At 60.5% G+C, this 23,241-nt stretch carries 31 protein-coding genes and 3 tRNA genes; 28 read left to right on the forward strand and 6 right to left on the reverse strand.

Features of this window, described 5'->3' with window-relative positions:
- Positions 1-23 precede the first annotated feature (23 nt).
- The 12 genes from BG023_RS04975 (at position 24) to BG023_RS05030 (ending at position 10,163) form a co-directional block, all read left to right on the forward strand.
- Entirely contained in the window at positions 24-395 is a 372-nt protein-coding gene (locus BG023_RS04975) for a hypothetical protein (RefSeq protein WP_199797160.1), read from the forward strand.
- A gap of 142 nt (positions 396-537) precedes the next feature.
- Entirely contained in the window at positions 538-984 is a 447-nt protein-coding gene (locus BG023_RS04980; RefSeq protein WP_069309474.1) for a hypothetical protein, read from the forward strand.
- A complete protein-coding gene (locus BG023_RS04985) occupies positions 984-1,778 on the forward strand; it encodes an ATP-binding protein (RefSeq protein WP_069309475.1) in 795 nt (264 codons plus the stop codon). The genes BG023_RS04980 and BG023_RS04985 overlap by 1 nt, the downstream gene beginning before the upstream one ends.
- A gap of 50 nt (positions 1,779-1,828) precedes the next feature.
- Positions 1,829-2,320 carry a DUF669 domain-containing protein gene (locus BG023_RS04990; RefSeq protein WP_190315815.1) on the forward strand — a complete coding sequence of 164 codons (492 nt, stop codon included), beginning with the start codon at positions 1,829-1,831 and terminating at the stop codon, positions 2,318-2,320.
- Between the two features lie 82 nt (positions 2,321-2,402).
- Complete coding sequence (locus BG023_RS04995; protein ID WP_069309477.1) at positions 2,403-3,506, forward strand: hypothetical protein; 1,104 nt, start codon at positions 2,403-2,405, stop codon at positions 3,504-3,506.
- Positions 3,503-5,107, forward strand: coding sequence for a DEAD/DEAH box helicase (locus tag BG023_RS05000; RefSeq protein ID WP_069309478.1), 1,605 nt, complete (start codon positions 3,503-3,505; stop codon positions 5,105-5,107). The genes BG023_RS04995 and BG023_RS05000 overlap by 4 nt, the downstream gene beginning before the upstream one ends.
- Before the next feature lie 134 nt (positions 5,108-5,241).
- The gene (locus BG023_RS05005) at positions 5,242-5,433 is read left to right on the forward strand and encodes a DUF6511 domain-containing protein (RefSeq protein WP_069309479.1); all 192 of its coding nucleotides are present in this window, start codon (positions 5,242-5,244) and stop codon (positions 5,431-5,433) included.
- Positions 5,433-7,796 (forward strand): DUF3987 domain-containing protein, encoded by a 2,364-nt coding sequence (locus BG023_RS05010; protein ID WP_069309480.1) that lies wholly within the window; start codon positions 5,433-5,435, stop codon positions 7,794-7,796. The genes BG023_RS05005 and BG023_RS05010 overlap by 1 nt, the downstream gene beginning before the upstream one ends.
- A 152-nt stretch (positions 7,797-7,948) precedes the next feature.
- Positions 7,949-8,251 (forward strand): helix-turn-helix domain-containing protein, encoded by a 303-nt coding sequence (locus BG023_RS05015; protein ID WP_069309481.1) that lies wholly within the window; start codon positions 7,949-7,951, stop codon positions 8,249-8,251.
- A gap of 359 nt (positions 8,252-8,610) precedes the next feature.
- Positions 8,611-9,153 (forward strand): crossover junction endodeoxyribonuclease RuvC, encoded by a 543-nt coding sequence (locus tag BG023_RS05020; protein WP_233993079.1) that lies wholly within the window; start codon positions 8,611-8,613, stop codon positions 9,151-9,153.
- Positions 9,150-9,404, forward strand: coding sequence for a DUF6378 domain-containing protein (locus BG023_RS05025; protein WP_069309482.1), 255 nt, complete (start codon positions 9,150-9,152; stop codon positions 9,402-9,404). The genes BG023_RS05020 and BG023_RS05025 overlap by 4 nt, the downstream gene beginning before the upstream one ends.
- 171 nt (positions 9,405-9,575) lie before the next feature.
- Positions 9,576-10,163: a hypothetical protein gene (locus BG023_RS05030; RefSeq protein WP_083234548.1), complete on the forward strand. Its 588-nt coding sequence runs from the start codon at positions 9,576-9,578 to the stop codon at positions 10,161-10,163.
- Positions 10,164-10,368: 205 nt separating this feature from the next.
- Here the strand turns inward: BG023_RS05030 and BG023_RS05035 are convergent, their stop codons facing one another.
- Positions 10,369-11,187 carry a hypothetical protein gene (locus BG023_RS05035; RefSeq protein WP_150122789.1) on the reverse strand — a complete coding sequence of 273 codons (819 nt, stop codon included), beginning with the start codon at positions 11,185-11,187 and terminating at the stop codon, positions 10,369-10,371.
- Positions 11,188-11,201: 14 nt separating this feature from the next.
- Here BG023_RS05035 and BG023_RS15110 point away from each other — a divergent pair, with 14 nt between their 5' ends.
- Positions 11,202-11,546: an HNH endonuclease gene (locus BG023_RS15110; RefSeq protein ID WP_257784911.1), complete on the forward strand. Its 345-nt coding sequence runs from the start codon at positions 11,202-11,204 to the stop codon at positions 11,544-11,546.
- On the opposite strand, the gene BG023_RS05040 is transcribed toward BG023_RS15110, so the two are convergent.
- Positions 11,543-11,731, reverse strand: coding sequence for a hypothetical protein (locus tag BG023_RS05040; RefSeq protein WP_150122790.1), 189 nt, complete (start codon positions 11,729-11,731; stop codon positions 11,543-11,545). The two genes, BG023_RS15110 and BG023_RS05040, sit on opposite strands and share 4 nt — an antisense overlap.
- 226 nt (positions 11,732-11,957) lie before the next feature.
- Here BG023_RS05040 and BG023_RS05045 point away from each other — a divergent pair, with 226 nt between their 5' ends.
- Positions 11,958-12,320, forward strand: coding sequence for a hypothetical protein (locus BG023_RS05045; protein WP_069311143.1), 363 nt, complete (start codon positions 11,958-11,960; stop codon positions 12,318-12,320).
- Positions 12,317-12,541, forward strand: coding sequence for a hypothetical protein (locus BG023_RS05050; protein WP_069309486.1), 225 nt, complete (start codon positions 12,317-12,319; stop codon positions 12,539-12,541). Before BG023_RS05045 ends, BG023_RS05050 begins: the two co-directional genes overlap by 4 nt.
- Before the next feature lies 1 nt (position 12,542).
- Here BG023_RS05050 and BG023_RS05055 read toward each other — a convergent pair.
- Positions 12,543-12,619, reverse strand: a tRNA-Ile gene (locus BG023_RS05055).
- Between the two features lie 92 nt (positions 12,620-12,711).
- Here BG023_RS05055 and BG023_RS05060 point away from each other — a divergent pair.
- Complete coding sequence (locus BG023_RS05060) at positions 12,712-14,001, forward strand: site-specific DNA-methyltransferase (RefSeq protein ID WP_069309487.1); 1,290 nt, start codon at positions 12,712-12,714, stop codon at positions 13,999-14,001.
- Here BG023_RS05060 and BG023_RS15050 read toward each other — a convergent pair.
- A complete protein-coding gene (locus tag BG023_RS15050; RefSeq protein ID WP_083234549.1) occupies positions 13,946-14,362 on the reverse strand; it encodes a thermonuclease family protein in 417 nt (138 codons plus the stop codon). The two genes, BG023_RS05060 and BG023_RS15050, sit on opposite strands and share 56 nt — an antisense overlap.
- Before the next feature lie 86 nt (positions 14,363-14,448).
- On the opposite strand from BG023_RS15050, the gene BG023_RS05065 reads away from it, so the two are divergent.
- From BG023_RS05065 to BG023_RS05115, 11 genes are read left to right on the forward strand one after another with little or no spacing between them, the layout of a single operon-like run.
- Positions 14,449-14,931: a phage terminase small subunit P27 family gene (locus tag BG023_RS05065; protein WP_069309488.1), complete on the forward strand. Its 483-nt coding sequence runs from the start codon at positions 14,449-14,451 to the stop codon at positions 14,929-14,931.
- Entirely contained in the window at positions 14,861-16,684 is a 1,824-nt protein-coding gene (locus BG023_RS05070; RefSeq protein ID WP_199797161.1) for a terminase large subunit, read from the forward strand. Before BG023_RS05065 ends, BG023_RS05070 begins: the two co-directional genes overlap by 71 nt.
- On the forward strand, positions 16,681-17,931 hold the full coding sequence (locus BG023_RS05075) for a phage portal protein (RefSeq protein ID WP_069309490.1): 1,251 nt from the start codon (positions 16,681-16,683) through the stop codon (positions 17,929-17,931). Before BG023_RS05070 ends, BG023_RS05075 begins: the two co-directional genes overlap by 4 nt.
- A complete protein-coding gene (locus tag BG023_RS05080) occupies positions 17,928-18,554 on the forward strand; it encodes an HK97 family phage prohead protease (protein WP_069309491.1) in 627 nt (208 codons plus the stop codon). Before BG023_RS05075 ends, BG023_RS05080 begins: the two co-directional genes overlap by 4 nt.
- A gap of 26 nt (positions 18,555-18,580) precedes the next feature.
- On the forward strand, positions 18,581-19,912 hold the full coding sequence (locus tag BG023_RS05085) for a phage major capsid protein (protein WP_083234550.1): 1,332 nt from the start codon (positions 18,581-18,583) through the stop codon (positions 19,910-19,912).
- A gap of 58 nt (positions 19,913-19,970) precedes the next feature.
- Positions 19,971-20,234 carry a hypothetical protein gene (locus tag BG023_RS05090; RefSeq protein ID WP_069309492.1) on the forward strand — a complete coding sequence of 88 codons (264 nt, stop codon included), beginning with the start codon at positions 19,971-19,973 and terminating at the stop codon, positions 20,232-20,234.
- Positions 20,234-20,776, forward strand: a complete 543-nt coding sequence (locus tag BG023_RS05095; protein ID WP_069309493.1) for a head-tail connector protein — start codon at positions 20,234-20,236, stop codon at positions 20,774-20,776. The genes BG023_RS05090 and BG023_RS05095 overlap by 1 nt, the downstream gene beginning before the upstream one ends.
- Positions 20,761-21,114: a phage head closure protein gene (locus BG023_RS05100; protein ID WP_069309494.1), complete on the forward strand. Its 354-nt coding sequence runs from the start codon at positions 20,761-20,763 to the stop codon at positions 21,112-21,114. Before BG023_RS05095 ends, BG023_RS05100 begins: the two co-directional genes overlap by 16 nt.
- Positions 21,111-21,674 (forward strand): HK97-gp10 family putative phage morphogenesis protein, encoded by a 564-nt coding sequence (locus BG023_RS05105; protein WP_069309495.1) that lies wholly within the window; start codon positions 21,111-21,113, stop codon positions 21,672-21,674. The genes BG023_RS05100 and BG023_RS05105 overlap by 4 nt, the downstream gene beginning before the upstream one ends.
- Positions 21,671-22,075 (forward strand): tail completion protein gp17, encoded by a 405-nt coding sequence (gene gp17, locus BG023_RS05110; protein ID WP_069309496.1) that lies wholly within the window; start codon positions 21,671-21,673, stop codon positions 22,073-22,075. Before BG023_RS05105 ends, gp17 begins: the two co-directional genes overlap by 4 nt.
- 27 nt (positions 22,076-22,102) lie before the next feature.
- Entirely contained in the window at positions 22,103-22,564 is a 462-nt protein-coding gene (locus BG023_RS05115; protein WP_069309497.1) for a hypothetical protein, read from the forward strand.
- An 8-nt stretch (positions 22,565-22,572) separates the two neighbouring features.
- Here BG023_RS05115 and BG023_RS05120 read toward each other — a convergent pair.
- Positions 22,573-22,658 (reverse strand) — tRNA-Leu (locus BG023_RS05120).
- 15 nt (positions 22,659-22,673) lie between these two features.
- A tRNA-Leu gene (locus tag BG023_RS05125) sits at positions 22,674-22,758 on the reverse strand.
- Between the two features lie 51 nt (positions 22,759-22,809).
- Between BG023_RS05125 and BG023_RS05130 the strand changes: the two genes are divergently transcribed.
- Positions 22,810-23,226, forward strand: coding sequence for a hypothetical protein (locus BG023_RS05130; protein ID WP_083234551.1), 417 nt, complete (start codon positions 22,810-22,812; stop codon positions 23,224-23,226).
- The last annotated feature ends 15 nt before the right edge of the window (positions 23,227-23,241 follow it).

Consider the following 23,241-nt stretch of genomic DNA (forward strand, 5'->3'; position numbering starts at 1 on the left):
CCGATCCCCCAGTAGAGGTGAAGATGACCACCATTTCTTTCATCAGGCCGACGTCTTCCGACAAGGCAACAAGCAGGATGAGCAAGGTCGCCATGACCGAGTTCGACCTGTGTATGTGGCTTGGCGATGCCATGCCTGGCGACACGCTTGAGTATTACCGCGGCTTTCTGGCCAAGGACGCGTGGAAAGGCCCCGGGCAACGTCTGAAAGAGCCTGAGCGCTCCGTGCTTGAGAGGCTCGCCGGCCGCGCCCGCTGGGCATCTGAGCGGGGCTTTGCCCATTTAGTCCAGCGCCGGATCGCACCCGAGCAGTTCAGCTACCTGGTCATTGCCCGGCCGCGCCCCCGCGGCGCGCGGGGCCAGCTCCTCCTCAACGAACTGGCGAAAGCGGCCTGATGAGACCGCCCGCTAGTTCCTGACCCCTCTTGGGCAGTGGGGGCCAACCGCGAGGCGCCCACGGATCTTCGATCGCCGCGTCAACCACTGCCCCGACCACAAACCGACGCAAGGCCGAACCACTCACTGAAGGACCCATTAAATGACACTTGAGGAACTCCTCCACGAACCGCCAGCGAGGCTTGATGCGCTGCCGATTGGCCTCCTCGCCAATTTGCAGACGCAGGCCCAATCGCATCTGGCCCAAGCATCCCAGATTGTTGCCATCCTCCATGGGGTGTTCTCCCGGCGCTATGCAGCTGGCCTCAACACAACGGGCACACATCGCCGCATTGATGGCGATTATGAAATCCGCATTGAGGTCCCCAAGAACGTCGCTTGGGATCAAGCCAAGCTTGCCGCAGCCATCGAGACGATCCGTGACTGGGGCGAAAACCCGGCTGACTATGTCGACACCAAGCTGTCGGTTTCGGAAACCAGCTATAAGGCTTGGCCGCCGGCTATCCGTGATCTGTTCACACCTGCGCGTACGGTAAAGCCTGGCAAGAAGAAGTTCGAAGTCGCGCTTGCTCAGAAGGAGGCAGCGTGATGGCTATCTCCCTTTCTTCGCTCAACCGCCTGTCAGTCCCGAAGCCCCCGCGGATTGTGATCTACGGACCGCATGGCATCGGCAAGAACAGCTTCGCCGGCAGTGCGCCGCGACCGGTCCTCATCAACATTGAAGATGGGCATCCCACCGGTCAGCCAATTGATGCCTTCCCGAAGGCTGAAGGCTTCCAGGATGTCATGGATGCGATGGCTGCGCTTTACGCAGAGAAGCACGACTTCGAGACGCTGGTAGTCGACAGTCTGGATTGGCTCGAACCGTTGGTCTGGGCAGAAACTATCCGCCGCAACAACGCAGCTAATCCGAGCAAGCCTTGGGCCTCGATCGAAGACGCAGGCTACGGCCGCGGATTTGTCGCCACGCTTGATGTCTGGCGCGAATATCTCGACGCCATCAATGCGCTGCGGAACGACAAGGGCATGGCGGTCATCCAGACCGCCCACGCTGAAGTGAAGCGCTTCGATAGCCCTGAAACGGAGCCATTCGACCGCTACCAGATCAAGCTGCACAAGTTGGCCTCCGCGCTCGTCCAGGAACACGCCGACATGGTGTTGTTCGCCAACTTCAAGACCAGCGTCACCAGAACGGATGTTGGGATGAAGAAGGTCGTGCGCGGTGTCGGGGCCGGAACCCGTGCGCTTTACACCGAAGAGCGGCCAGCCTTCCTCGCGAAGAACCGGCACAATCTCCCCGCAGAACTCCCGCTGTCCTGGGAGGCGCTGGCCTCCGCCATGGCCGCGTCGAGCGAGGCTGCCCGCACCAGCGAAGCAGCCTGACCACCCCCTGACTGACAGAAAGGATTGCCGCAATGGCACAACTCGGAGGCATGTTCGACGCCACACAAGTCGAACCCCAAGGCGACTACTCGCCAATCCCGCCCGGGGACTACACCGTCCAGATCGTCTCTTCGCAGATGGCCGAGACCTCGAACCGCAACGGGCACATGCTCAAGCTTGAGCTTGAGATCCTTGATGGCGAGCATGCGGGGCGCCGGCTTTACGACCGCCTGAACCTCGACAATCCCAACCGCCAGGCAGTCGAGATCGCACAGCGCACTTTGTCTGCGATCTGCCACGCCATTGGCCGGCTGTCCGTCCAGGACAGCGAGGAACTGCACATGCAGCCGATGACTGCGGTGGTTACCGTCAAGGCGCCGAGCACGGGGCGCGATGGGAAGACCTATGCGGCTTCCAACGAGATCAAGACCTATAAGGTTCTGCGCGATGCACCGGCACCGGTGAACACGGGATCTGCTTTCCGGCCAGCACAGACCGGTACTGGGCAGATGGCGAGCGCGCCATGGAAGCGCAGCGCCTGACCAGCGCTTGAGAGGCAGGGCGGTCGATTGAGCCCGCCGCCCTGCCGCCTTTCCCCCTGACTGACAATCAAAGGAGCAGGCGATGGCTGCCCTACAGGACTTTGCATGCCCGACGCTAGCGCAAGCCGACAAGGCGCTGGCGGACGGGCAACCTCTAACCCGCCGTGCCTACCTTGGCATGTCCGCGATCGGCAACGCCTGCGAGCGGGCGCTCTGGTATCAGTTCCGCTGGGTGGCGACCGTGCGGTTCGACGCCGTCACCCTGAAGCGATTTGCTGACGGTCATGCCAGCGAGACAGTGGCTGTAAGCCGCCTCAAGGCCACGCCCGGTCTCGAGGTCCATGACACCGACGCCAGCGGCGACCAATTTGGCTTCCGAGACTTTGGCGGGCACTTTGCGGGTCACATGGACGGCGTTTGTCTTGGCCTCGTTCAGGCGCCGAAGGCCTGGCACGTCCTCGAGATCAAGGCCTCGGAAAAGTGGCAGGACCTCGACAAGGCGCGGCGCAAAGTAGGCGAGAAATCTGCGCTCGCGGAGTGGAACCCCACCTATTACGCGCAAGCAGTCCTCTACATGGATTATGCCCGGCTCGACCGGCATTACCTCGTTTGCGTCTCGCCTGGCGCACGGCGCTGGACTGCAGTGCGCACCAATGCCGATCCCGTCCATGCCGCAGCGCTGAAGGCCAAGGCGGAGCGGATTATCTTTGCCGATGCAGCCCCGCAGCGAATTGGATGTCCTGATAGTTTCGCATGCCGCTTCTGCGACTTCACTGACCAGTGCCACGAGGGCGCACGAGCAGAACGCAATTGCCGCACATGCCTGGCCGTAGAGGTCAGCAAGGAAGGTTCCTGGCGCTGCACGCGGTTCGGTCACGAACTTTCGCGTATTGATCAGGAGGCAGGCTGCCCTGAGCATAGATTTTTGCCAGACCTCGTGGCCGGGGAGCAGATCGACGTCTGCCATGGACAAATCGTCTACCGCCTGCGTGATGGCTCCCGCTGGGTAGATGGTGGTCCCCGCATCCACAGCATTGGCGATGTGATCAAGCGGCAAGCTTGCCGGTCTTGTGGCTCGCTCAGTTGGAAAGTGACTGAAGGCACCGGACCGCATGCTGCCGGTTTGCGCTGTATCAGCTGCGATGCCCATGGCGGTTGGCTTCAGAAGTCAGAGGTCGTGGCATGAGCGCGCCCCTGACCTTGCGCCCCTATCAGGAAGAAGCACTCACCAATCTGTGGAACTGGTTTTCAGCCGGCAAACGCGATTGCCTTGTAGTGCTCCCGACCGGTGCCGGCAAAAGCCTTGTCATCGCCGAGTGGGCAAAGCTGGTCTTCGACACCGACCCTGGCGCCTGCATTCTGGTGCTCACCCATGTGCGTGAGCTCGTCGAGCAGAACGCAGCGGAGCTGGCCGGGCTTTGGCCCGAGGCGCCTTGGGGTATCTATTCAGCAGGGCTTGGGCGGCGGGACATTGGCGCTCAGCTATTGTTCGCCTCCATCCAGTCGATCCACAAGAAAGCCTACAATCTGCCGCGCCGGGTCGACATGGTGCTCATCGACGAAGCCCATATGATCCCGCGCAATGCCGATACGATGTATGGCAAGTTCCTGGCGGACCTGCGTACCATCAACCCCGCCCTTAAAATCGTAGGCCTGACCGCCACCCCCTTCCGTCTAGATAGCGGCAGGCTCGATCAGGGCGAAGGCGCGCTGTTCGATGGCATCGCCCATGAAACCAACGTGCGCGAGCTATTCGACAACGGGTGGCTGTCGCCGCCAGTGAGCTATCGCCAGGCAACGCAGATCGACACCAGCGGGGTTGGCACCCGTGGCGGTGAATTCATCGCAGCACAGCTCGAAGCTTCAGCGCTGGACGCCCATGTGGTCGCTGCGATTGCGGACCGGATTGTTGAAGCGGGCCGCGACCGACAAGGCTGGCTGGTATTCGGCTGCACGGTCAAGCATTGCGAGGCGCTGGCCGAGGCGCTCAATGCTCGCGGGTTCTCCGGGACTGGGGTCTTTGGGGACACCAAAAAAACCGAGCGCGATCGGATCATTGCTGATTTCAAGGCGCAGCGCTTGCGGTTCCTGGTCAGCCAAGGCGTGCTCACCACCGGGTTCAACGCCCGGCATGTCGATCTTGTTGCCTTGGCGCGCCCGACCAAGTCGACGGGCCTCTACATCCAGATGGTTGGCCGGGGCACCCGACTGTCGCCTGAGACCGGCAAGACCAACTGCTTGATACTCGACTTTGGCGGGAACATCGCGCGGCACGGTCCCTTCGATGACCCGTCCATCCCGGAGAAGAAGAAAAAGGGTGAAGGTGATGCACCCTACAAGGAGTGCTCAGAGTGCGGCTGTGCTTGTGGAACCATGACCCGGTACTGCCCGGCTTGCGGGTTCGAGTTTCCTCCCCCTGAAAGGCGGGTGACGACGCTTCCGGCTGTGCGCGCGATCCTCTCAACCGAGCCTGATTGGCTCGAGGTGAAAGGCGTGACCTACCGCAGGCACGAAAAGCCGGGATCGCCGCCATCTTTGCGGGTAGACTATCGCACCGGGCTCAACAGCTACCGTGAATGGATCTGCCTGGAGCATACCGGATACGCGCGGGCAAAAGCCGAGAGTTGGTGGCTCCGCCGTGCCTCTGCACCAGTCCCGAGCAGCATTGATGCAGCCCTTGAGAGGCTGCAGGAGCTGAACGAGCCCTCCCACATCCGTATCAGGACAAAGGGCAAGTACACCGAGATTTCCGGTCACCGGTTTGATGCTCGGATGCTCGCGGCATGAGGCTCTGCTTTTGCGGCCGGGCGGCTCGCGGTTTCGCCTGGCACGACTTCTCCCGAACCCCGTTCGACAGGCCGCCCCCAATCCAGGCCTGCTCCATGAAATGTCTCGACATTGCCACCCGAAGGAAAGGCCAGATGAAAGCCAATATTGATGAACAACGCGCGATCGCAGCGGCCAGCCCCGCCATCGGAGCCTTCCTTGAAGACCTCGGCAAAAGCGACCTGGCGGTACTCACGTCCGAGGAGTGGCTCGCCTTCCTCACCCATGCCTATGTCTCGGTCTGCGCCGAGGTCAGCAAGATCTGGGAAAACGAGGTGCCGTTCTGATGCGCACGCTCCAATTTGATCCCGAACTTGCCCGGCCGTTGTTTGCGAACCTGGACCAGATCCATCTCGTGATGATCAACCCCAGTGGACCTGGCGTCCACGGTAAGGATTTTGGGACTGATATCGAGACCGCCCTGGCTGAAGCTGTCAAAGCCAATGCCAACGGGTTCAACGTCTACTGGACCGTCAACATTGTGGCGCCCGGTCTCAACAAAAAGCCTGGTAAGCGCGATATTCGTGCTGCTCGTTTCGTGCACGTTGATATCGATCCGCCCAAATCTGGCGGCGCCTTCGACAAAGGGGAAATCACAGCCGCTCTGCAGGGTATCGGCTGCCCGCCGAGCTTTATCATCGATTCAGGCGGCGGCCTGCAGGCCTTCTGGCGGCTTGAGGGCCCTTGCGCCAACCTCGATAGTATTGAGGCTATCAACTTTCAGGTACGCGACTGGTTCGAAGCGGATGCCTGCCAGAACATCGACCGGCTGATGCGGGTGCCAGGATCGGTGAACTATCCCGATAGCCGAAAGGCCGCACGCGGACGCAAGGCGTGCTTGGCGCGCTGGGCCTCCACAGATGATGGGCTGACCTACGCCCCAGAGGACCTGGCGGCGAGCTTCCCTCAGGCAAAGACTGCCGGGGCTGCCATTAGCGTGAACACTCTAACGCTGCCGGCCGAGGTGGTGCTGCTGGAACCAAATGATTTGGGGCTTGGTAGCCTTGATCCACTGCGGATCGCCATTGAAACACCGCCCGGACTGGACCGCTCAGGTGATGGGCTCGCTGCTGCCCGCCTTATGGCGAACGAGGGCCTCACTGACATCCAGATCATGGGCGTCCTACTCAACCCCACCAACGCTATCTCGGGGCATTTTCTGGATCAACGTGACCCACGTCGAGCAGTGGCTCGTGCTATCCAGCTGGTTCGCCGAGACAGCCCGCCTGAAGGAGCCACGCTCCATGCGCCGATCATGGCGGATGTGGAGTTTGATCTGTTCGTTGCCAACGAAAAGGCCAAGGTCCGGAGGGTCATGGTTCCGGCGACTTTGCAGATCGAAGATGGTGACGTCGCTATTGAGCCTGCACCCAGGTTCGGCACCCCTGGATGGCTTCGCGATCTAGGCGACGGAGCTCTGGCTCAGTTCGTGGAGCACACTTGTGCCTCCGCTCCGTCTCCACAACCATGGCTTACGCTCGGCGCTGGTCTTGCGATGTTCGGCGCTGCCGCTGGCCGGCGATATGCGGGGCCAACGAACCTGCGAACAAACATATATGCCATAGGTGTGGCTGATTCTGGGGGCGGTAAGGATCATCCGCTGAGAGCATCGACACGACTGATGATTGCCGCGGGCCTGGCTGACCACATTGGCTCATCTAAGATCGCGTCGGGCGCAGGTCTCCTCACTGCTATCACAGCAAACCCGTCGATCTATTTCCCCTTGGACGAAGTCGGGTTCCTGATTTCATCGGCGGCGGATCGCAAGCGCGCTCCCCGGCACCTGACCGAAATTATCGATAACCTCACCGAGTTCTATTCTCTGGCTGACAGCACATTCCTCGGCATCGCCTATGCCAACACGAAGGAAAAGCCCCGCGAGGTTATCGAGCAGCCGTGCCTTTGCCTTTTTGGCGTCACAACGCCTGGAGTATTCTGGGGCTCGCTCTCAAGCGACAACGTCATCGACGGCAGCCTTGCGCGCATGCTGATCTTCGAGAGCGAAAACCACTATCCCGATCCCCAGCATCATTTAGTTCCCAACGATCCACCTGCTGATCTGGTCGCCATTGTGGAAGCCGTGGCCAAAGGTGCTGATGGATCCACACCCTTCCCGCTCGGGAATGCCGCAGCCGCTATCCCCAAGCCGTGGACGGTGTCTTATGCGACGCCCCAGGCAGAGCTGCGTGCACGGGCAATGCGCGAGGAGCAAATCGATATGCTCCGCCGGCACCAAGGGACCCATCTGACGGGCATCATCGCCCGACTGGCTGAGAATGCGGCCAAGCTCGCTTTGATCAAGGCTATCACTGATAATCCCGGAAATCCGGCAATTACGACCGCCGACCTTGACTGGGGCATGGGTATTGCGCGCCGAAGCGTTCAGACGCTGATGCAGGCAGTGAAAGAACGTGTTGCCGACAATGAGTACGAGGCCTGCGTCAAAAAGGTCCACAAGGTCATCGCGGATGCCGGGAGTGCCGGTATCGACGGGAACGAACTGTCGCGGCAAACGCAAACGGTTGATCGGCGGCGTCGAACTGAGGTCGTCGCCCACCTTGAGGAAGCTGGGATGATCCGGATCATGGAGATACCGCGCGCCAAAGGTGCCCGCGGGCGGGCGAAGCGCATCTATTTTGACATTGCCTGAGAGGTTGGTGCGTGGGCAGGAAGGCTTTGTGACAACACACACCCGCCCATGGCCCAATCATTGTGGGGCTTTCAGACTATACCACTTAGTGGTACAGTCCTTTCAAGCGGCAAGATCTCGAAGTCATTGATTTGGCGACGAAAGCTAAGTCGATGAGCGATCTGCTTGCGGCGCTCCATGAGACGGCTGCAGGCTTTGAAAAGCTCGGCTTCATCGACCAACGTCAAATGCGCAAGTTTGACACTCTGTGCCTTGAGCCAGTGCCTGACTTTGATGCGGAAAAGATCAAGTCGCTCCGAGCTCGACAGTCCATCAGCCAGACGGTCCTCGCCTCGCTTCTGAACATTAGTCCATCGACGGTGCGCCAGTGGGAGGCGGGAGCAAAGCATCCCAGCGGCTCCTCGCTGAAGCTGCTGCATCTGATCGAGCGCAAGGGACTGGAAGCAGTCCTCTGACCACTGCAAAGCTCGGTCTCCAACAGCTAATTCTCAGCGACAAAAAAGCCTCAATGAAATTTCTCAATGGCCCGGAGCCCCAGGAAACTGGGGTTTTTTGCATTTCCTCAAAAACTCCATTTCTCTCGCGCGCGCGATAAAGGGGGAGGAGGAGATGGATGGCTTAGGTATTTAATATATATATTGAGATATTGAGATATTGAGATATCAGACCAACTCTATGACATTCAGCCATTTTCCGGCCCTGAGCAAAATTTGAGTTTCAGATTTATCACTGAGCCTTTTCTTTTGCTTCTCCGCCCCTAGACCGCGAGCTATATCGGCTCTCGACGCGGCGATCCTTCGTTTGGAGGATTGCTTTGAACCAGATAGCCTCAGGCGCATCCGAATGTTCGGATATAGGCCGTCCCACCACATCTGCTGCCGGCTTGGGCCCCGGTGCTGTCCTCGCCCTTGACCTTGGCACGACCTCAGGCTGGGCCCTCAAGACGGGTGATGACTTCATCACCAGCGGCACGGTATCGCTGAAACACTCCCGCTATGATGGCGGCGGCATTCGCTTCCTGCGTTTCAAGCGATATCTAGATCAGCTGGATGAAGACGCAGGTCCGATCGAGGCGATCTACTTTGAGGAGGTCCGTCGCCATGCCGGCACTGACGCCGCCCACGTCTACGGCGGGCTGCTCGGCATTTTGACCGCATGGTGCGAAGAACGCCTAGTCGCTTATCAAGGCGTGCCTGTCGGGACCATCAAGCGCTTTGCAACCGGCAAGGGCAATGCCGACAAGGCTGCTGTTATCGATGCCGTGCGGCAACGCGGGTTTGCCCCAGCCGATGACAACGAGGCCGACGCGATCGCCATACTCCTCTGGGCCGTTGAGACCCGTGGAGGTGTCCGATGACCAGTTGGTCCATTCTCGGCCACACCGCCAAGGTGCTCGAAGAGCGGCGGGACGATTACGGAGATCCCGCCGAGCAGTTCGGTGAAATCGCCAAGCGCTGGTCGATCACGTTGGGCACACCCATCACGCCTGCGCAAGTCGCACTATGCATGATCGATCTGAAGCTTGCCCGGCTGGCTTACGATCCAGGCCATGTCGACAGCGTCGTGGATGTGATCGGTTATGCCGCTCTACTCAGGGAGGTGCGCTGATGGGCATGACCTCCCGGATCTATGACAGCGCTCGGCAGCGAGACGGTGAACAGCTCCGCCGCGATGGGTGGCGCAATGGTATCCTTGCTGTCTCGGTCAGCGACCAACGGCTCACAGCCCTTGAGCGAGAGGCAATCCGCGCAATCGGCGAACGACTGTACGGAGGTGCGAATGGCGCGCGGCCGTAAACGTAAGCCAGGCAAACGCTTACCCTGCGGTAAGCGGCCAAGGGAAGAAACCCAGCGCGAAGCGATGTCGACCGTGCTTGAGGCCAGGCAGCGCCATTACGGCGTAACGGCGCGCCAGGCAAAGGACGAACGGCTCGGCACCGCCATGGGTCGACTGGCATTTGCCGGACACTTGAGCGCCGACCAATATGCAGCCGGACAGCTTTACGGGGAGATAATGGCTCGCCACCGGGCTGTCATGGGTTTGCCCATGGACCAGCCGCGCTCCGTCACCGCGTTGCTGATCAACGAGGGGATCTTCGGTGGCAGTGCTCCAGAGCCAGATCCTGAGTTGGTCGAGCGCGTTCGCAAGCAGGCGGCCAGTGCAATTCTGATGCTTCGAACTGCTGACAGTGATGCCCCGGGAATGGTTGGCCGCAAGCCGAGCCTCCTTGTCCATGCATTGGTTTGCCAAGATGCCGACGCCGCATTCTGGTCGCCAGCGGACCTCAGAAACCTCGGGCATGGGCTTGATGCACTGTGCCGGCTCTTCCGCATTAGTAGCGGTTGCGGCTTAGTCTCGTCCGCCTAGCATTTGAAATAACAAACTGTGATTCATCGATAAAATGTAATTTTGTTGTTGACGAAGCATTGTTGGGAGCGTATCTGTTCCGAAATTCAAAGCTCAGAACTGCGCCCGGAGCCCACAGGCTTTCGGGCGTTGTTCGTTTCAGGCTGACTCATTCATTGCTGAGGGTCAGGCTCATAAGCATAGGATTTTAAGAAAACATCCGTACTCAGTTAGGCTTGACCATATCTAGATCCACCTCGATAACTCGCGTCTTGGGTCTGCCAAATGTCGAAGTTTTATACGAAAAGTTGAATTCAAAAAGCCCAGTTGGCATTTGCCCCTCTCGAACGACGTAATTTTCCAGGGCGTACTTCAAAGCGGCAACTAGGCCAGGGCCTGCTGCACGACCATTTTGCTCCTCATTAGAAGCCCAAGCTTTTATAATAATCTCAATTTCACTTTTGTGCGGGCTTATGGCGCCCTCCCTGGTGCGCCGTTCCGTCTCCCTCTCAAGCTGAAGCTTGGCACTATCCGCAGCAGCCTTGGCATCCAAACTGGATCTCAACATGTCCCAATCCACGCTGTTGAGTTCAACCATATTACGTATTTCACGAAAAACATCTGCGTCGTCACAGCCTAGCTCAAAGCGAGCATACGCGACCGTATCTATGGCGCCTGCCAAATCATCTTGCGTCTGTTCGATCATATTTTCGATTTCGACATCGTCTAACTCCAGCACTAGACCGACGAATTGACATCCCGCTTCGCCTGACCAGGCAGCGGCAAGAAGCTGAGCTTCTGGGATTTTCGCGCCACGAACGTCGATATCATCGGGGGATTTTTCCTCATGATACGGCGGGGATTTCTCAACAATGAAGGAAACGCGGCCTCGCCAGCCATCCGAAAGCTTCACCTCTCCTAGCTTTTCTCGACCATCGAGTGATGTTCCACCTGCGAACACGTCGTAAACTTCGTCATTCAGTTTGAATTCGACATAGGAAGTGCCGCCCATCCCAGGACCGGCACCCCAAATTTCTGCAGTCACCCTTACGTTCTTTGGTGGCATACGAATCCCACTTCGATCCCGGATTAGACTTTGGATTGATTATATCTAACCATCTCGCGGAATGCGATCAAAAGCATAGACTTCGTGGAAGACGCGGGGTCGCCCAGCGCATTCGGCGCCTCAAGGCAGAACCTCTATGCCGCGACTGCGCCGCCGCCGGGATTGTCCGCGAGGCGACGGTACCTGACCATATTGTGCCGCTGGCCCATGGTGGATCGGATGAGGACAGCAACATTCGCTGCCTCTGCGCCGAGTGCCATGCCAGGCGGACTGCCGAACAATTCGGCAAACGCAGGACGGTCGCCGTGGGCCCCGATGGATGGCCGTTATCCGGCTAAGTGATAGTTCTAAAGTACTCCAGGATCTCATCGGTGAGATCCGCAAGGCGCGTTGCAGTTTCATTTTGGAGCCTGCCGGTTGCGACGCCCCAAAGCATAGCCTGATCGTTCTGCGGGATCTCGCCGTAACGATCAATGTACCAGGCCAGCCGAAGGGCCAGTTCCTTCTGAATGTCTGCCATCATCCACCTCTCGGCCCATTTAGACACATTCGGCTGATTGCAAATAGAGGGGGGCGGGATCCCAAAGTCTGGCCCCTCGGCGGGGGACACCGCGCTTGGCCCAAACTTTTCGCAACCGCGAGTCAGCGACCGGGGGTCAGAAACCCGAAAGTCTCAGAATTCCGTCTATTTGAGTTGCTATCGTCTCCGAACAGAGCGGTAGTCGCTTCACAAAGACGGAGCGATGCAGATGACCAAGCCGACCCTTCCGACTGCGAACGAAGCCTGGGGTTTCTTCGGAACTGCAGCTGGCTTTACGGACGCTCAGGAAGCTTGGGGGATAGTATTCCCGGCAGTTGCCAAGGCCACCGGTGGAAGCGCCGAGGGCGTTCGGGATTTTCTCGATAGCCGCCACGGCCGGCACTTCGCAGACGACGTGCACAATGGGATTCACGCCGGGCTTACTATTGGTGCAGCGATCGACGCAGCCATCACCCGCTGGATGGGATGGAAGATCGACCGCGCAACATCGCGCGAAACCAGTATCCCTAAGGGGCTACCCTACCTGACTGGCTTTGTCGGCCTTTACGAAATCATGGCAGAAGCGGAATGAGCGCGGGCATCACCAGCACCATTCGCCTTGCGATCCGCACTCTGCCCGAGAATTTCGACCGTAGCCGGATCGTCACGGTGCTCGAGACGATCGAGGAGGAACTCTACGAGGGCGGCGTCTATGCAAGTGCCTCCGCCGATAGCATGGCCATCGAGATCATAGTGCGGACCGATCAGTTGCTCGACACGGCCAAGGTGCTGAACGAACTCGATCTGATTTGATTGGTGGGCCCGGCAGGACTCGAACCCGCGACCTAGCCGTTATGAGCGGCCAGCTCTAACCAACTGAGCTACAGGCCCCACCACCAACGCCCATAGCGATTTTTCAACATTGCAAACAAGTGCCGCAAGCCTTCCGGGCTCCTGCGGCCGAACCCGTTTCTAGGACATCTATGGATCAGAACTGGCCGGCCCAGAGCAGCGAGCTCTGGCCGATAGAGAAGATTACGCCCTACGCGCGCAACTCCCGCACGCACTCGGATGAGCAGGTCGCCCAGATCGCGGCATCAATCCGCGAATGGGGCTGGACCAATCCGATCCTCGTCGATGAAAATGGCGGCCTGATCGCTGGTCATGGCCGTCTGCTTGCTGCGCGAAAGCTGGGCTTGACCCAGATCCCGACCATGGTCGCCAAGGGCTGGAGTGAAGCCCAGAAGAAGGCCTACGTCATCGCGGATAACAAGCTGGCGCTGAACGCTGGTTGGGACCTCGAACTGCTGGCCGTCGAACTCGGCGATCTGCAGGGCTTCGACTTCGACCTGATGCTGACCGGGTTCTCGGACGACGAGCTGTCAAAGCTGTTGGCCGAGAAGACCGAGGGCAACACCGACCCGGACGAGATCCCCGAGGCTCCGATCGATCCCGTCGCCAAACCCGGCGATGTCTGGTTGCTGGGAAAGCACCGGCTGGTCTGCGGCGACAGCACCGATGCCGATACGGTCGCCAAGGCACTGAACGGCGTCTCTCCCCATCTGATGGTGACCGATCCGCCCTATGGCGTCGAATATGACCCGGGTTGGCGTGAGAAGGCCGGCGTTGCCGCTTCTGGCACCGCCAAAGGCAAGGTGTTGAACGACGATAAGGCCGACTGGCGCGAAGCCTGGGCATTGTTCCCGGGCGATGTCGCCTATGTCTGGCACGCTGGGCTTTATGCGGGCGTGGTCGGCGACAGCCTAGCTGCCTGCGATCTTATGCTTCGCTCCCAGATCATCTGGGACAAGGGCCAGCTCGTCCTCTCGCGCGGCGATTATCACTGGGAGCATGAGCCGTGCTGGTATGCTGTGAAAAAGGGCGCAAAAGGTCACTGGGCCGGCGACCGCAAGCAGACGACCGTCTGGCATATCGCCAAGCCCAAGAAGAACGAGACGGGTCACGGAACGCAAAAGCCGGTCGAGTGCATGAAGCGCCCGATCGAGAACAACTCCAGCCCAGGCCAAGCGGTCTATGAGCCTTTCTCTGGTTCGGGCACCACTATCATCGCCGGCGAGATGACCGGCCGCGCAGTGCATGCCATCGAGCTTAACCCCGCTTACATCGATGTCGCCGTGAAGCGCTGGCAGGATTTTACCGGCAAGACTGCTACCCTCGAAGGCGATGGCCGGACCTTCAATGAAATAGCTGGGATCGTCAGCAGCGATGATCCCGCCAGTACCGATCCCATCTCAGAGCCCAGCCACCCCTGACCATCGCGCAAGAGATATCGCCAGATTTCGGCGACACGCACCAAGCCGCAGTTCGTGCCCCACCGGCCCCGCCTTCAGAGCGGCACTCCATTGCCGGACCGCTTACCAGAATATGCCCTTCACGCGACACGCCAACCGGGCGGCCGATCAGCCTGACCAGCGCATCTCGAGCTTCTTCCGCTGAGGCACGCGGGCATGGCTGATTGGATCTGCAGCTACCGTCGCTTTCACGCGCAGCGATGCCGGACAGGCGGATACGCGGACCTTCGGCGCACCAGACCGGCCCATCACCGTCCCAGACCCGGGTCGGCGTGCAAGTAAACGTCGTTCCTTGCGGTGCAATCGCTGCGGCAACGGCCATGATCAGAAATTCAAATATCGTCGTGTCCTCGGATTTGGGAGGCTTGGAACCGGTCAGGCGCGAGACATAGAGGAAGGCGCTCGGCCATGAAACCCGGAACGAAACCCAAGCCTACCCATCTGAAGCTGGTCACGGGTAATCCCGGCAAGCGGACACTGAACCGCAAGGAAGCCAAGACCAAGGCAGCGATCCCGGCGGCGCCCGCCCACCTTTCCGCCGACGCGGTCGAGGAATGGAGCCGGGTAGCAACCGAGCTCTTCAACCTCGGGATCCTCTCCCAAATCGATCGGGCTGCGCTCGCTGCTTACACACAAGCCTACGGACGCTGGGTTCAGGCTGAGCGCGCAATCGCCAAGATGGCCGAGAAGGACAAGCTGACCGGCGGCCTCATGATCAAGACATCGAACGGCAACGCGATCCAGAACCCACTGGTGGGCACCGCCAACAAGGCGGCGGCGGACATGATGCGTTACGCCGCAGAATTCGGGATGACGCCCAGTGCCAGGAGCAGGATCTCGGCCGAGCCGCCGCAAGAAACTGGCGATCCCGCCGACCGGTTCTTCGCCTGACCGCACGCTGGCCTATGCCAAGGCGGTGGTGTCGGGTGAGATTGTTGCCGGGCCGCACGTTCGTAATGCCTGCCAGCGGCACATCGACGATCTGAAGCGTAAGGATGGCATCTGGTTCGACCATGAGGCCGCAAACCACGCCTTCGCCTTTTTCGAGGAGGTGCTGAAGTTGTCAGAAGGCCAGTTTGAGGGGCAACCCTTCGAACTCCAGCCAAGCCAGGCCTTCATCGTCGGCTCGCTGTTCGGCTGGAAGCGAAAAGACGGCCGGCGCCGGTTCCGCCGGGCTTACATCGAACAAGGCAAAGGTAACGGGAAGTCCCCGGTTGCTGGCGGCATTGGCATTTACGGTATGACCGCCTGCAAGGAGGCCGGCGCCCAGATCTACGCGGCGGCGGCCAAGAAGGAGCAGGCCAACATTCTGTTCCGCGATGCGGTGCGGATGGTCCGGCAATCACCAGCCTTGGATCGGAGGCTCAACTTCTCGGGCGGTCCGGGGCGCGAATTCAACATCGCGCATCTGGCAAGCGGAAGCTTCTTTCGACCGGTGTCGCGCGATACCGGCAAGACTGGCTCGGGCCCGCGGCCATACTTTGTGCTGGCGGACGAGATCCACGAGCTTCCGGATCGCTCGATCATCGAAATGCTGGAGCGCGGCTTCAAGTTCCGCCGCGATCCGCTGCTGTTCATGATCACGAACTCCGGTTCGGACCGCAACTCAGTCGCGTGGGAGGAACACGAACACGCGGTCCGGGTTGCGGCTGGTAATCCCGATGCAGTGACCGACCCGACCTTTCTGGGTCAGGTTATCGACGACACGACGTTCAGCTACGTTTGCGCGCTCGATGAGGGCGACGATCCGCTGAGCGACCCCAGCTGCTGGATCAAGGCAAACCCGCTGCTGGGTGTGACGATTACGGAGCAATATCTCTCGGAGGTCGTGGCCCAGGCCAAGGCTATCCCCGGACAGCTCAACGGAATTCTGCGTCTTCACTTCTGCGTCTGGACCGATGCCGAAACTGCCTGGATGGCTCGGGCAACGCTCGAGCCATTGCTTGCAGAGTTCGAGCCCAAGGCCGGTCAGTCTGTCTGGCTCGGGCTCGACCTCAGTCAGAACCGCGACCTGACCGCATTGGCGGCAGTCCAGCGCAATGGCGAGAAGGACGGCAAGCCCTGCTTTGATGCCTGGGTCGAAGTCTGGACGCCAGGCGATACGTTGGCGGCACGCGTGCTGCGGGACAAACAGCCATACGACCTCTGGGTCGCAGACGGATTTCTGAATGCGCCGACCGGCGAGAACATCAGCTTTCGTCATGTGGCGCAGGCACTCGCCGAACTTGCTTCGGACTACCGGGTCGAGGCGGTCGCCTATGACCGTTACGCCTTTCGCCGGTTCGAGGAAGAAGTGGCCGAGCTCGGGCTCGACCTGACCTTTGTCGAGCATCCGCAGGGCGGCACCAAGCGGGCCAAGCCAGCGGGTGAGATGACCGAAGGCCTCTGGATGCCGGGCTCGCTGCGGCACCTTGAAGAACTGATATTAGAGGGCCGCATCCGCCTGAAGCGCAATCCGGTCCTCATTTCTGCAATGATGTCGGCGGTCACCGAGACCGACCGCTGGGACAACAAGTGGCTCTCCAAGCAGCGGGCCATCAACAAGATCGACGCAGCCGTCGCGCTGTGCATGGCAGTGGGGGCGGCAATGGCAGGCGACACCAGCGGCTCCATTGACGACTGGCTGAAGAGCCTGAAGGCATGAACATTTTCCAGAAGGCGTTCGGCTACATCGCGCGCTCTATCGGCCTCACCGATCCACGGCTGGTGCAGGCGGTGGGTGGGCGCACGACTACAACTGGCGAGGTGGTTTCGACCACCTCGGTCCTAGGGCTCGCCTCGGCCTGGGCTTGCGTGAATTTGCTGGCCGGCACGATCGCCTCGCTGCCGCTCATGGTCTACCGGACCCGAGGCGGCGCGCGGACGATAGCAACTGACCATCCGCTCTACCGGATCCTGCATGACAGCCCCAATGCCGACCAGACCGCGGTCGATTTCTGGGAGTTCATCTGCGCCTGCATTGAGCTCAATGGCAATGCCTATGCCGAGATCATCCGGGGCAGCAATGGCCGGGTGGTGGCGCTCAGCGTACCAATCGCGCCGGAATTGATGACCGTGCGCCGTCTGCGCGACGGCAGCCTCGAATACGAGTGGTCGGACAACGGCGTTCGGCAGATCGCCTCTCAGGACAACATGCTCCACATCCGGGGCTTCGGTGGCAATCCTCTGGGCGGGCTTTCGACCCTCTCGTTCGGCCGCCAGACCTTCGGGCTCGCCCAGGCGATCGAACGAGCCTCGGGCGACACGTTTCGCAATGGGGTGCGCCCCTCTGGGCTCCTGAAGACTGCCGACACGCTGACCCTCGATCAACGCAAAATGGCCGAGGAGCTGCTGCAGGAGAAGTTTGCCGGCGCGATCAATGCCGGGCGGCCGATGCTGCTCGATCGCGGGATGGACTGGGTTCAGCTCTCGATCAGTCCGGAAGATGCACAGATGCTGCAGAGCCGGGCCTTCTCGGTCGAGGAGGTCTGCCGCTTTTTCGGCGTGCCGCCTTTCATGGTCGGACACACTGAGAAGACCACGAGCTGGGGTACCGGCCTCGAGCAGCAGACGCTGGGGTTTCAGAAGTTCACGCTGCGACGACGTCTGAAACGCATCGAGCAGGCGCTGGCGAAGCAGCTGCTTTCTCCGGCTGATCGTCAGGCTGGCCTCGTCATTGAGTTCAACCTCGAGGGTCTGCTGCGCGGCGACAGCGGCGCGCGGGCCTCCTTCTACCAGCAGATGCTCTCGAACGGCGTGATGACCATCAACGAGGTCCGCGCCCTTGAAAACCTGCCGCCTGTCGTGGGCGGCGATGTCCCCCGCATGCAGATGCAGAATGTACCCATTACGCAGGCCGGCACGAGCGTTGTGCCTGCGCTGCCGCCTGCAGATCCCGGAGTTGCCCAATGAACCATCTCGATTTTGTTCTCGATACCAAGGCCGTCACCGAAGACGGGAAGATCGAGGGGCTCGCGGCTGGTTACGGCAATGTCGATGCAGGCGGCGATGTCATCGTGCCCGGAGCACTCGCCCGGTCCCTAAAAGGCCGCAAGTCTGTGCCGATGCTGATGTATCACGATCAGACCCGCCCGGCAGGCGTGTGGACGGACTTTGCCGAAAGCCGCGATGGCCTTGTGGTTAAAGGCCAGATCTCGCTCACCTCGCGTTCTGGCCAAGAGGCTCATGCGCTGGTGCGTGACGGTGCGATCGGAGGCCTTTCGATTGGCTATCGCACGATCCGCGAGCAGTTGGTGGGAAAGACCCGACAGCTTCTCGAACTTGCCCTTTACGAGGTGAGCCTTGTTACCATCCCGATGAACGAGCGCGCGGTGATCACCAGCGTGAAATCGATCGTCGAGGATGGCCGGCTCCCGACGCTTCCCGAATTTGAGAATTTCCTGCGCGAGGCAGGGTTCTCGAAAAGCCAAGCCACCGCAATTGCGGGCAAAGGCCTGGCGCCGCTGTTCCGGAGTGAGTCTGGCAGCACCCCTTCCGACTTCCTGTCGGCTTTGCAGGCGCAGCTTCGCGCCTGAACCCACTCCCACACAGGACAAATTATATGAGCGATCAGAAGACCGCCGAGCAGCTTGCCGGCGAAGTGAAAGGCGTGCTCGACGCGCGCCTCGGTGAAGTCAAATCGACCCTTGATGCCAAGCAGGCTGAACTGCGCGGTATTCTCGATGCCCGCCACGACGAGATCAAATCCGATCTCGAGGGCAAGCACGACAAGGTGAAGGCACTGGCTGAAGAAGCGCTGGGCAAAGCGCAGCGCGGCGAAGACCTCTCCAACGCCACCAAGGAACTGGCAGACGAAGCGCTGACAGCGCTCAACGAAGCCAAGGCACGGCTCGATGAGGTCGAGCAGAAGCTCGCCCGCCGCGTGGCTGATGACGCTTCGCCGGAGTTCAAGACGATCGGCGAGCAGGTCGTGGCTGATGAGGCCATCAAGGCCTTCCTTGGTAACAATACGGTTCGGGGGCGCGCCAGCGTTGAGGTAAAGGCCATCATTTCTGCGCTCACCACCGATGCCAATGGTTCGGCCGGTGATCTCATCGTTTCTGACCGCGCCCCTGGCATCATCATGCCCGGCCAGCGCCGTCTGACGGTGCGCGACCTGCTGACCCCGGGGCGGACTGCCAGCAATTCGGTGCAGTATGTCAAGGAAACGGGCTACGCCAATGCGGCCGCGACCGTCTCGGAAACCACGGGCCCGACCAAGCCGCAGTCCGACATCAAGTTCGATGTTCTGACTAGCAACGTCACCACCATCGCCCACTGGGTTCTGGCGACCCGCCAGATCCTCGACGATGTGCCGATGCTTCAGTCCTATATCGACGGGCGTCTGCGCTACGGCCTCGCACTGGTCGAAGAAAACCAGCTGCTCAATGGTAGCGGCACGGGCACGGATCTCGCCGGCATTTACACGCAGGCTACCGCGTTCACGCCGCCGATCACCATTCCGGCGACGGTGACCCGGATCGATGTGCTGCGCCTTGCCATGCTACAGACCGCCCTGTCCGAACTCATGTCGACCGGCGTGGTGCTTCACCCGGCGGACTGGGCGGCGATCGAGCTGCTGAAGGATGGCCAAGGCCAGTTCATCGTCGGCAACCCGCAGGGGACGATCACGCCCACGCTCTGGGGCCAGCCGGTGGTGTCCACTCAGTCAATGGCGACCGGCAAGTTCCTGACCGGTGCCTTCCAGCTTGGCGCCCAGATTTTCGACCGCATGGACGCGGTGGTCGAGATCTCGACCGAGGATGACCAGAACTTCCGCAAGAACCTAGTCACGGTGCTCGCCGAAGAACGTCTCGCTCTTGCAGTCTATCGTCCTGAGGCCTTCGTGAAGGGTGACTTTGCGGCTGCGGCCACGGCGGCGACCAAGGTCTGATGAACTGGGATGGGCTGGCCTGAAGGTCAGCCCATCCAACTTACCAAGGAGATAGCCCATGCATTTGCAGGCACTCGATACCATTCACGTGAGCTCGGTGAGCTCTGACAACATCACCACCGGCGAGATCTTCGAGATCGATGATCTTGCGGGCAAAAGCCTGATCGAGCGCGGACTTGCCATCGAAGTCGATGGCGCGCCGACCACCAAGGCTAAGCCGGCATCAGCGCCTGAGCCTGAGGCTCCGGAAACCGCTGAACCTGCCGAGCAGCCGCCGATTGCCAACAAGGCCGGCGCCAATACGCGCAACAAGGCCGGCTAATGTCCGAGATCGTCACGCTCGAGCCGCCTCAGGACCGGGCCGTGACGCTCGAGGAAGCGCGCCAGCAGCTGCGCCTTGATGGCCGCGACGAGGATCTGCTGCTGGGAGCAAAACTTGATGCCGCCCAGGCCGAGCTGGAACTGCTGACCGGGCTAAAGCTTTGCGAGCAGACGCTCGAACTCCAGCTTGAAAGCTGGTCGCCGGAGATCACCGTGCCGGTTCGTCCGGTGACGGTAGCCGAGATCCGCTACACGGCCGTGAATGGAGCAGCAGTCACTTTGCCGGAAACCGACTATGTTGCTCGTAAGCGCAATGGGTTCACCCGCATCCGTCCGGCCTCTGGCAGGTCATGGCCGGAACTGGGCGCGGACGGTCTGATCCGGATCACGCTCTCGGCCGGATTTAGCGAGTATGACGCGGATCTGGCGATCGCCCGCGCTGCAATCCTCGTCAAAACCGCCTCGATGTTCGAAAACCGCGAAGGCGCGCCCTGTCTCGCCTTCGATACACTGGTGGGTCAGCTCCAATGCCGCTGGATCTAGCCTCGAAGCTCGACAGGCGGATCCAAATCGAGCGCAAGGTGGTGGATCGCGACCCGCAATACGGCACTGAAGCCGTCACCTGGACCGAATTTGCCTGCGTTTGGGCTGAAGTGAAGGACATTCTGCCCTCACGGGCCCAGCGTCTCGCCGACAGCATCCAGATCAGCCGCCGTCCTGCCCGCATTCGCATCCGTTATCTCGCAGGGCTCGCCGCAGATATGCGGATCATCATTGATAATCGCACCCATCAGATCATTTCCGGACCGGCCACCATTGGCCGGCGCGAGGCCATGGAGATCATGACTGAAGAACTCTCCAGCGAAGGAGCCGCGCCATGACCATCAGGCTCAGGGGCGGCCCGGAACTGCTGCGTCTGCTCGATGAACTGCCCAAAAACCTCGAACGCAACGTGATCCGTGGCGGTCTGCGTGCCGGGGCCAAGGTCATTCAACAGCAGGCCAAGGCCAATGTCCCCGTAAAGAACGGACAATTGAAGCGCGCGATCGGGATCGGCACCCGGACCGAGGGCGCCAAGCTCTCATCCTACGTCAAACTGCGCGGGTCCGGCTCCTATCTCGGGCTGTTCATTGAATATGGGGTCGCACCTCACTTGATCTCGGTTTCCGAGGCGGACAGGCCGGTGCGTGAGACCCGGCACGGGCCCCGAAAAGTCAGCATCGGCACGATCAACAAGATGGTGAAGCGCGGAAGCCTCAAGATTGGCGAGAACTTCGTCGGCCCCACCGTCATGCACCCGGGTCACGCTGCAAAACCCTTCCTGCGCCCCGCGCTTGACCAGAAAGCGGAGGAAGCGGTGAATGCCATGGGTGCTTACATCGCCCACCGGGTCCAGATCGGGAACCTCAAGGCGCCAACCCTCGAGGTCGACGACGAATGAACGGGGTGATCGCGGTTCGCTCGCTCCTGGTGGCCGACACCGGGCTGACCTCGCTCGTACCTGTCGCGCGGATTGCCGCCGGGATGCTGCCACAAGGCACGGACTTGCCGGCCATATCGTTGATGTCGGTCAGCGGCGTGGATCGCAACATTCCTGCGCCAGGCCCGAAACGCCGCGTCACCGAACGCGTGCAGGTGGCCGTTCTGGCCCGGACCTACCCTGAAGTGAAAGCCATTATCGCAGCTGTCCGCAATGCCGCTGCCGACCAGATGCCCGCCATCGACGGGCTGACCGACGTCACCGTCCACACCGATTCCGCCGGTCCTGATTTCCTCGACGAGGAGACCGGCATCCACATGCAGACGCAGGACTTCCGCGTCTCATTCAACGAGGCGCGTTGAGCCTCACCTTCATAAGGACCCATTGCCATGACAGTTCGGACTTCCGCCGGCACCACCTTGAAGGTGTCGGCCTCTACCCCTGCGACTTTTGACGCCACCGGCTACAATGCGCTCACCATGACCGTGGTCGGCGAAGTCTCCGACCTCGGTGAGTTCGGCCGCGAGTTCAATCTCGTCACCTTCAACCCAGTCGGTAGCCGCGGCGTCGTCAAGAAGAAGGGCAGCTTTAACCAGGGCACGATGCAGATCCAACTCGGCCTCGACACTGATGATGCCGGCCAAATCCTGCTCAAATCTGCCTCGCTCTCGGACGCTGATCACAGCTTCCTCGTCACCACTCAGAACGGCGACAAGTACTATTTCCAGGCGCAAGTCATGAGCTTCAAGGTCAATGTCGGTTCGGTCGATCAGATCACCACTGCCACCGTGACCCTCGAACTCACCACCAACTCCGCCGGTGTCGGTATCGTTGAAGTACTCGCGCCATAATGATGCTGTGGTGCGGATGGCGGGACTCGAACCCGCACGAGGATACCCTCACAAGATTTTAAGTCTCGGGCGTCTACCATTCCGCCACATCCGCGCAGCCATATCGGCATGGTGCGGGCGAAGGGACTCGAACCCCCACGCTGTTAGGCGCCAGAACCTAAATCTGGTGCGTCTACCAATTCCGCCACGCCCGCACTCGGGCCGGCATTTCCCAGATCATTGCGACATTGCCAAGGAGAACATTGATGTTCGACATCACGACGCTCGCCGCCACCGATACCTCGACCCTCGAATTGGTGGGTGGCGACGACGCCCCGCTGTTCGACGAAAAGGGCAAGCGCCTCTCGATCACGGTCTACGGTCCAGGCTCCAAGGTCTACCAGCGCGCCCAGGCTCGCCAGCAGAACCAGCTGATGGACAAGATCAAGAAGCGCGGAAAGATGGACCAGACGGCCGAGGAGAAGCTTGCCGAGCAGGCTGATTTTCTGGCTGCCTGCACGGTCAGCTTCAACGGCTTCACCTATCCGCCCGCCGACGGGCTCGAAGGCCAGGAACTGTTTCGCAAGGCCTATGCCGATCCATCGATCGGGTTCATCGCCACGCAGGTCGCCGCTCACATCAATGACTGGGCAAATTTTACGAAGAGCTCGGCCGAGAGCTGAGCCTTTACGCCCGGC

Source organism: Porphyrobacter sp. LM 6, assembly GCF_001720465.1.
Lineage (GTDB): Bacteria > Pseudomonadota > Alphaproteobacteria > Sphingomonadales > Sphingomonadaceae > Erythrobacter.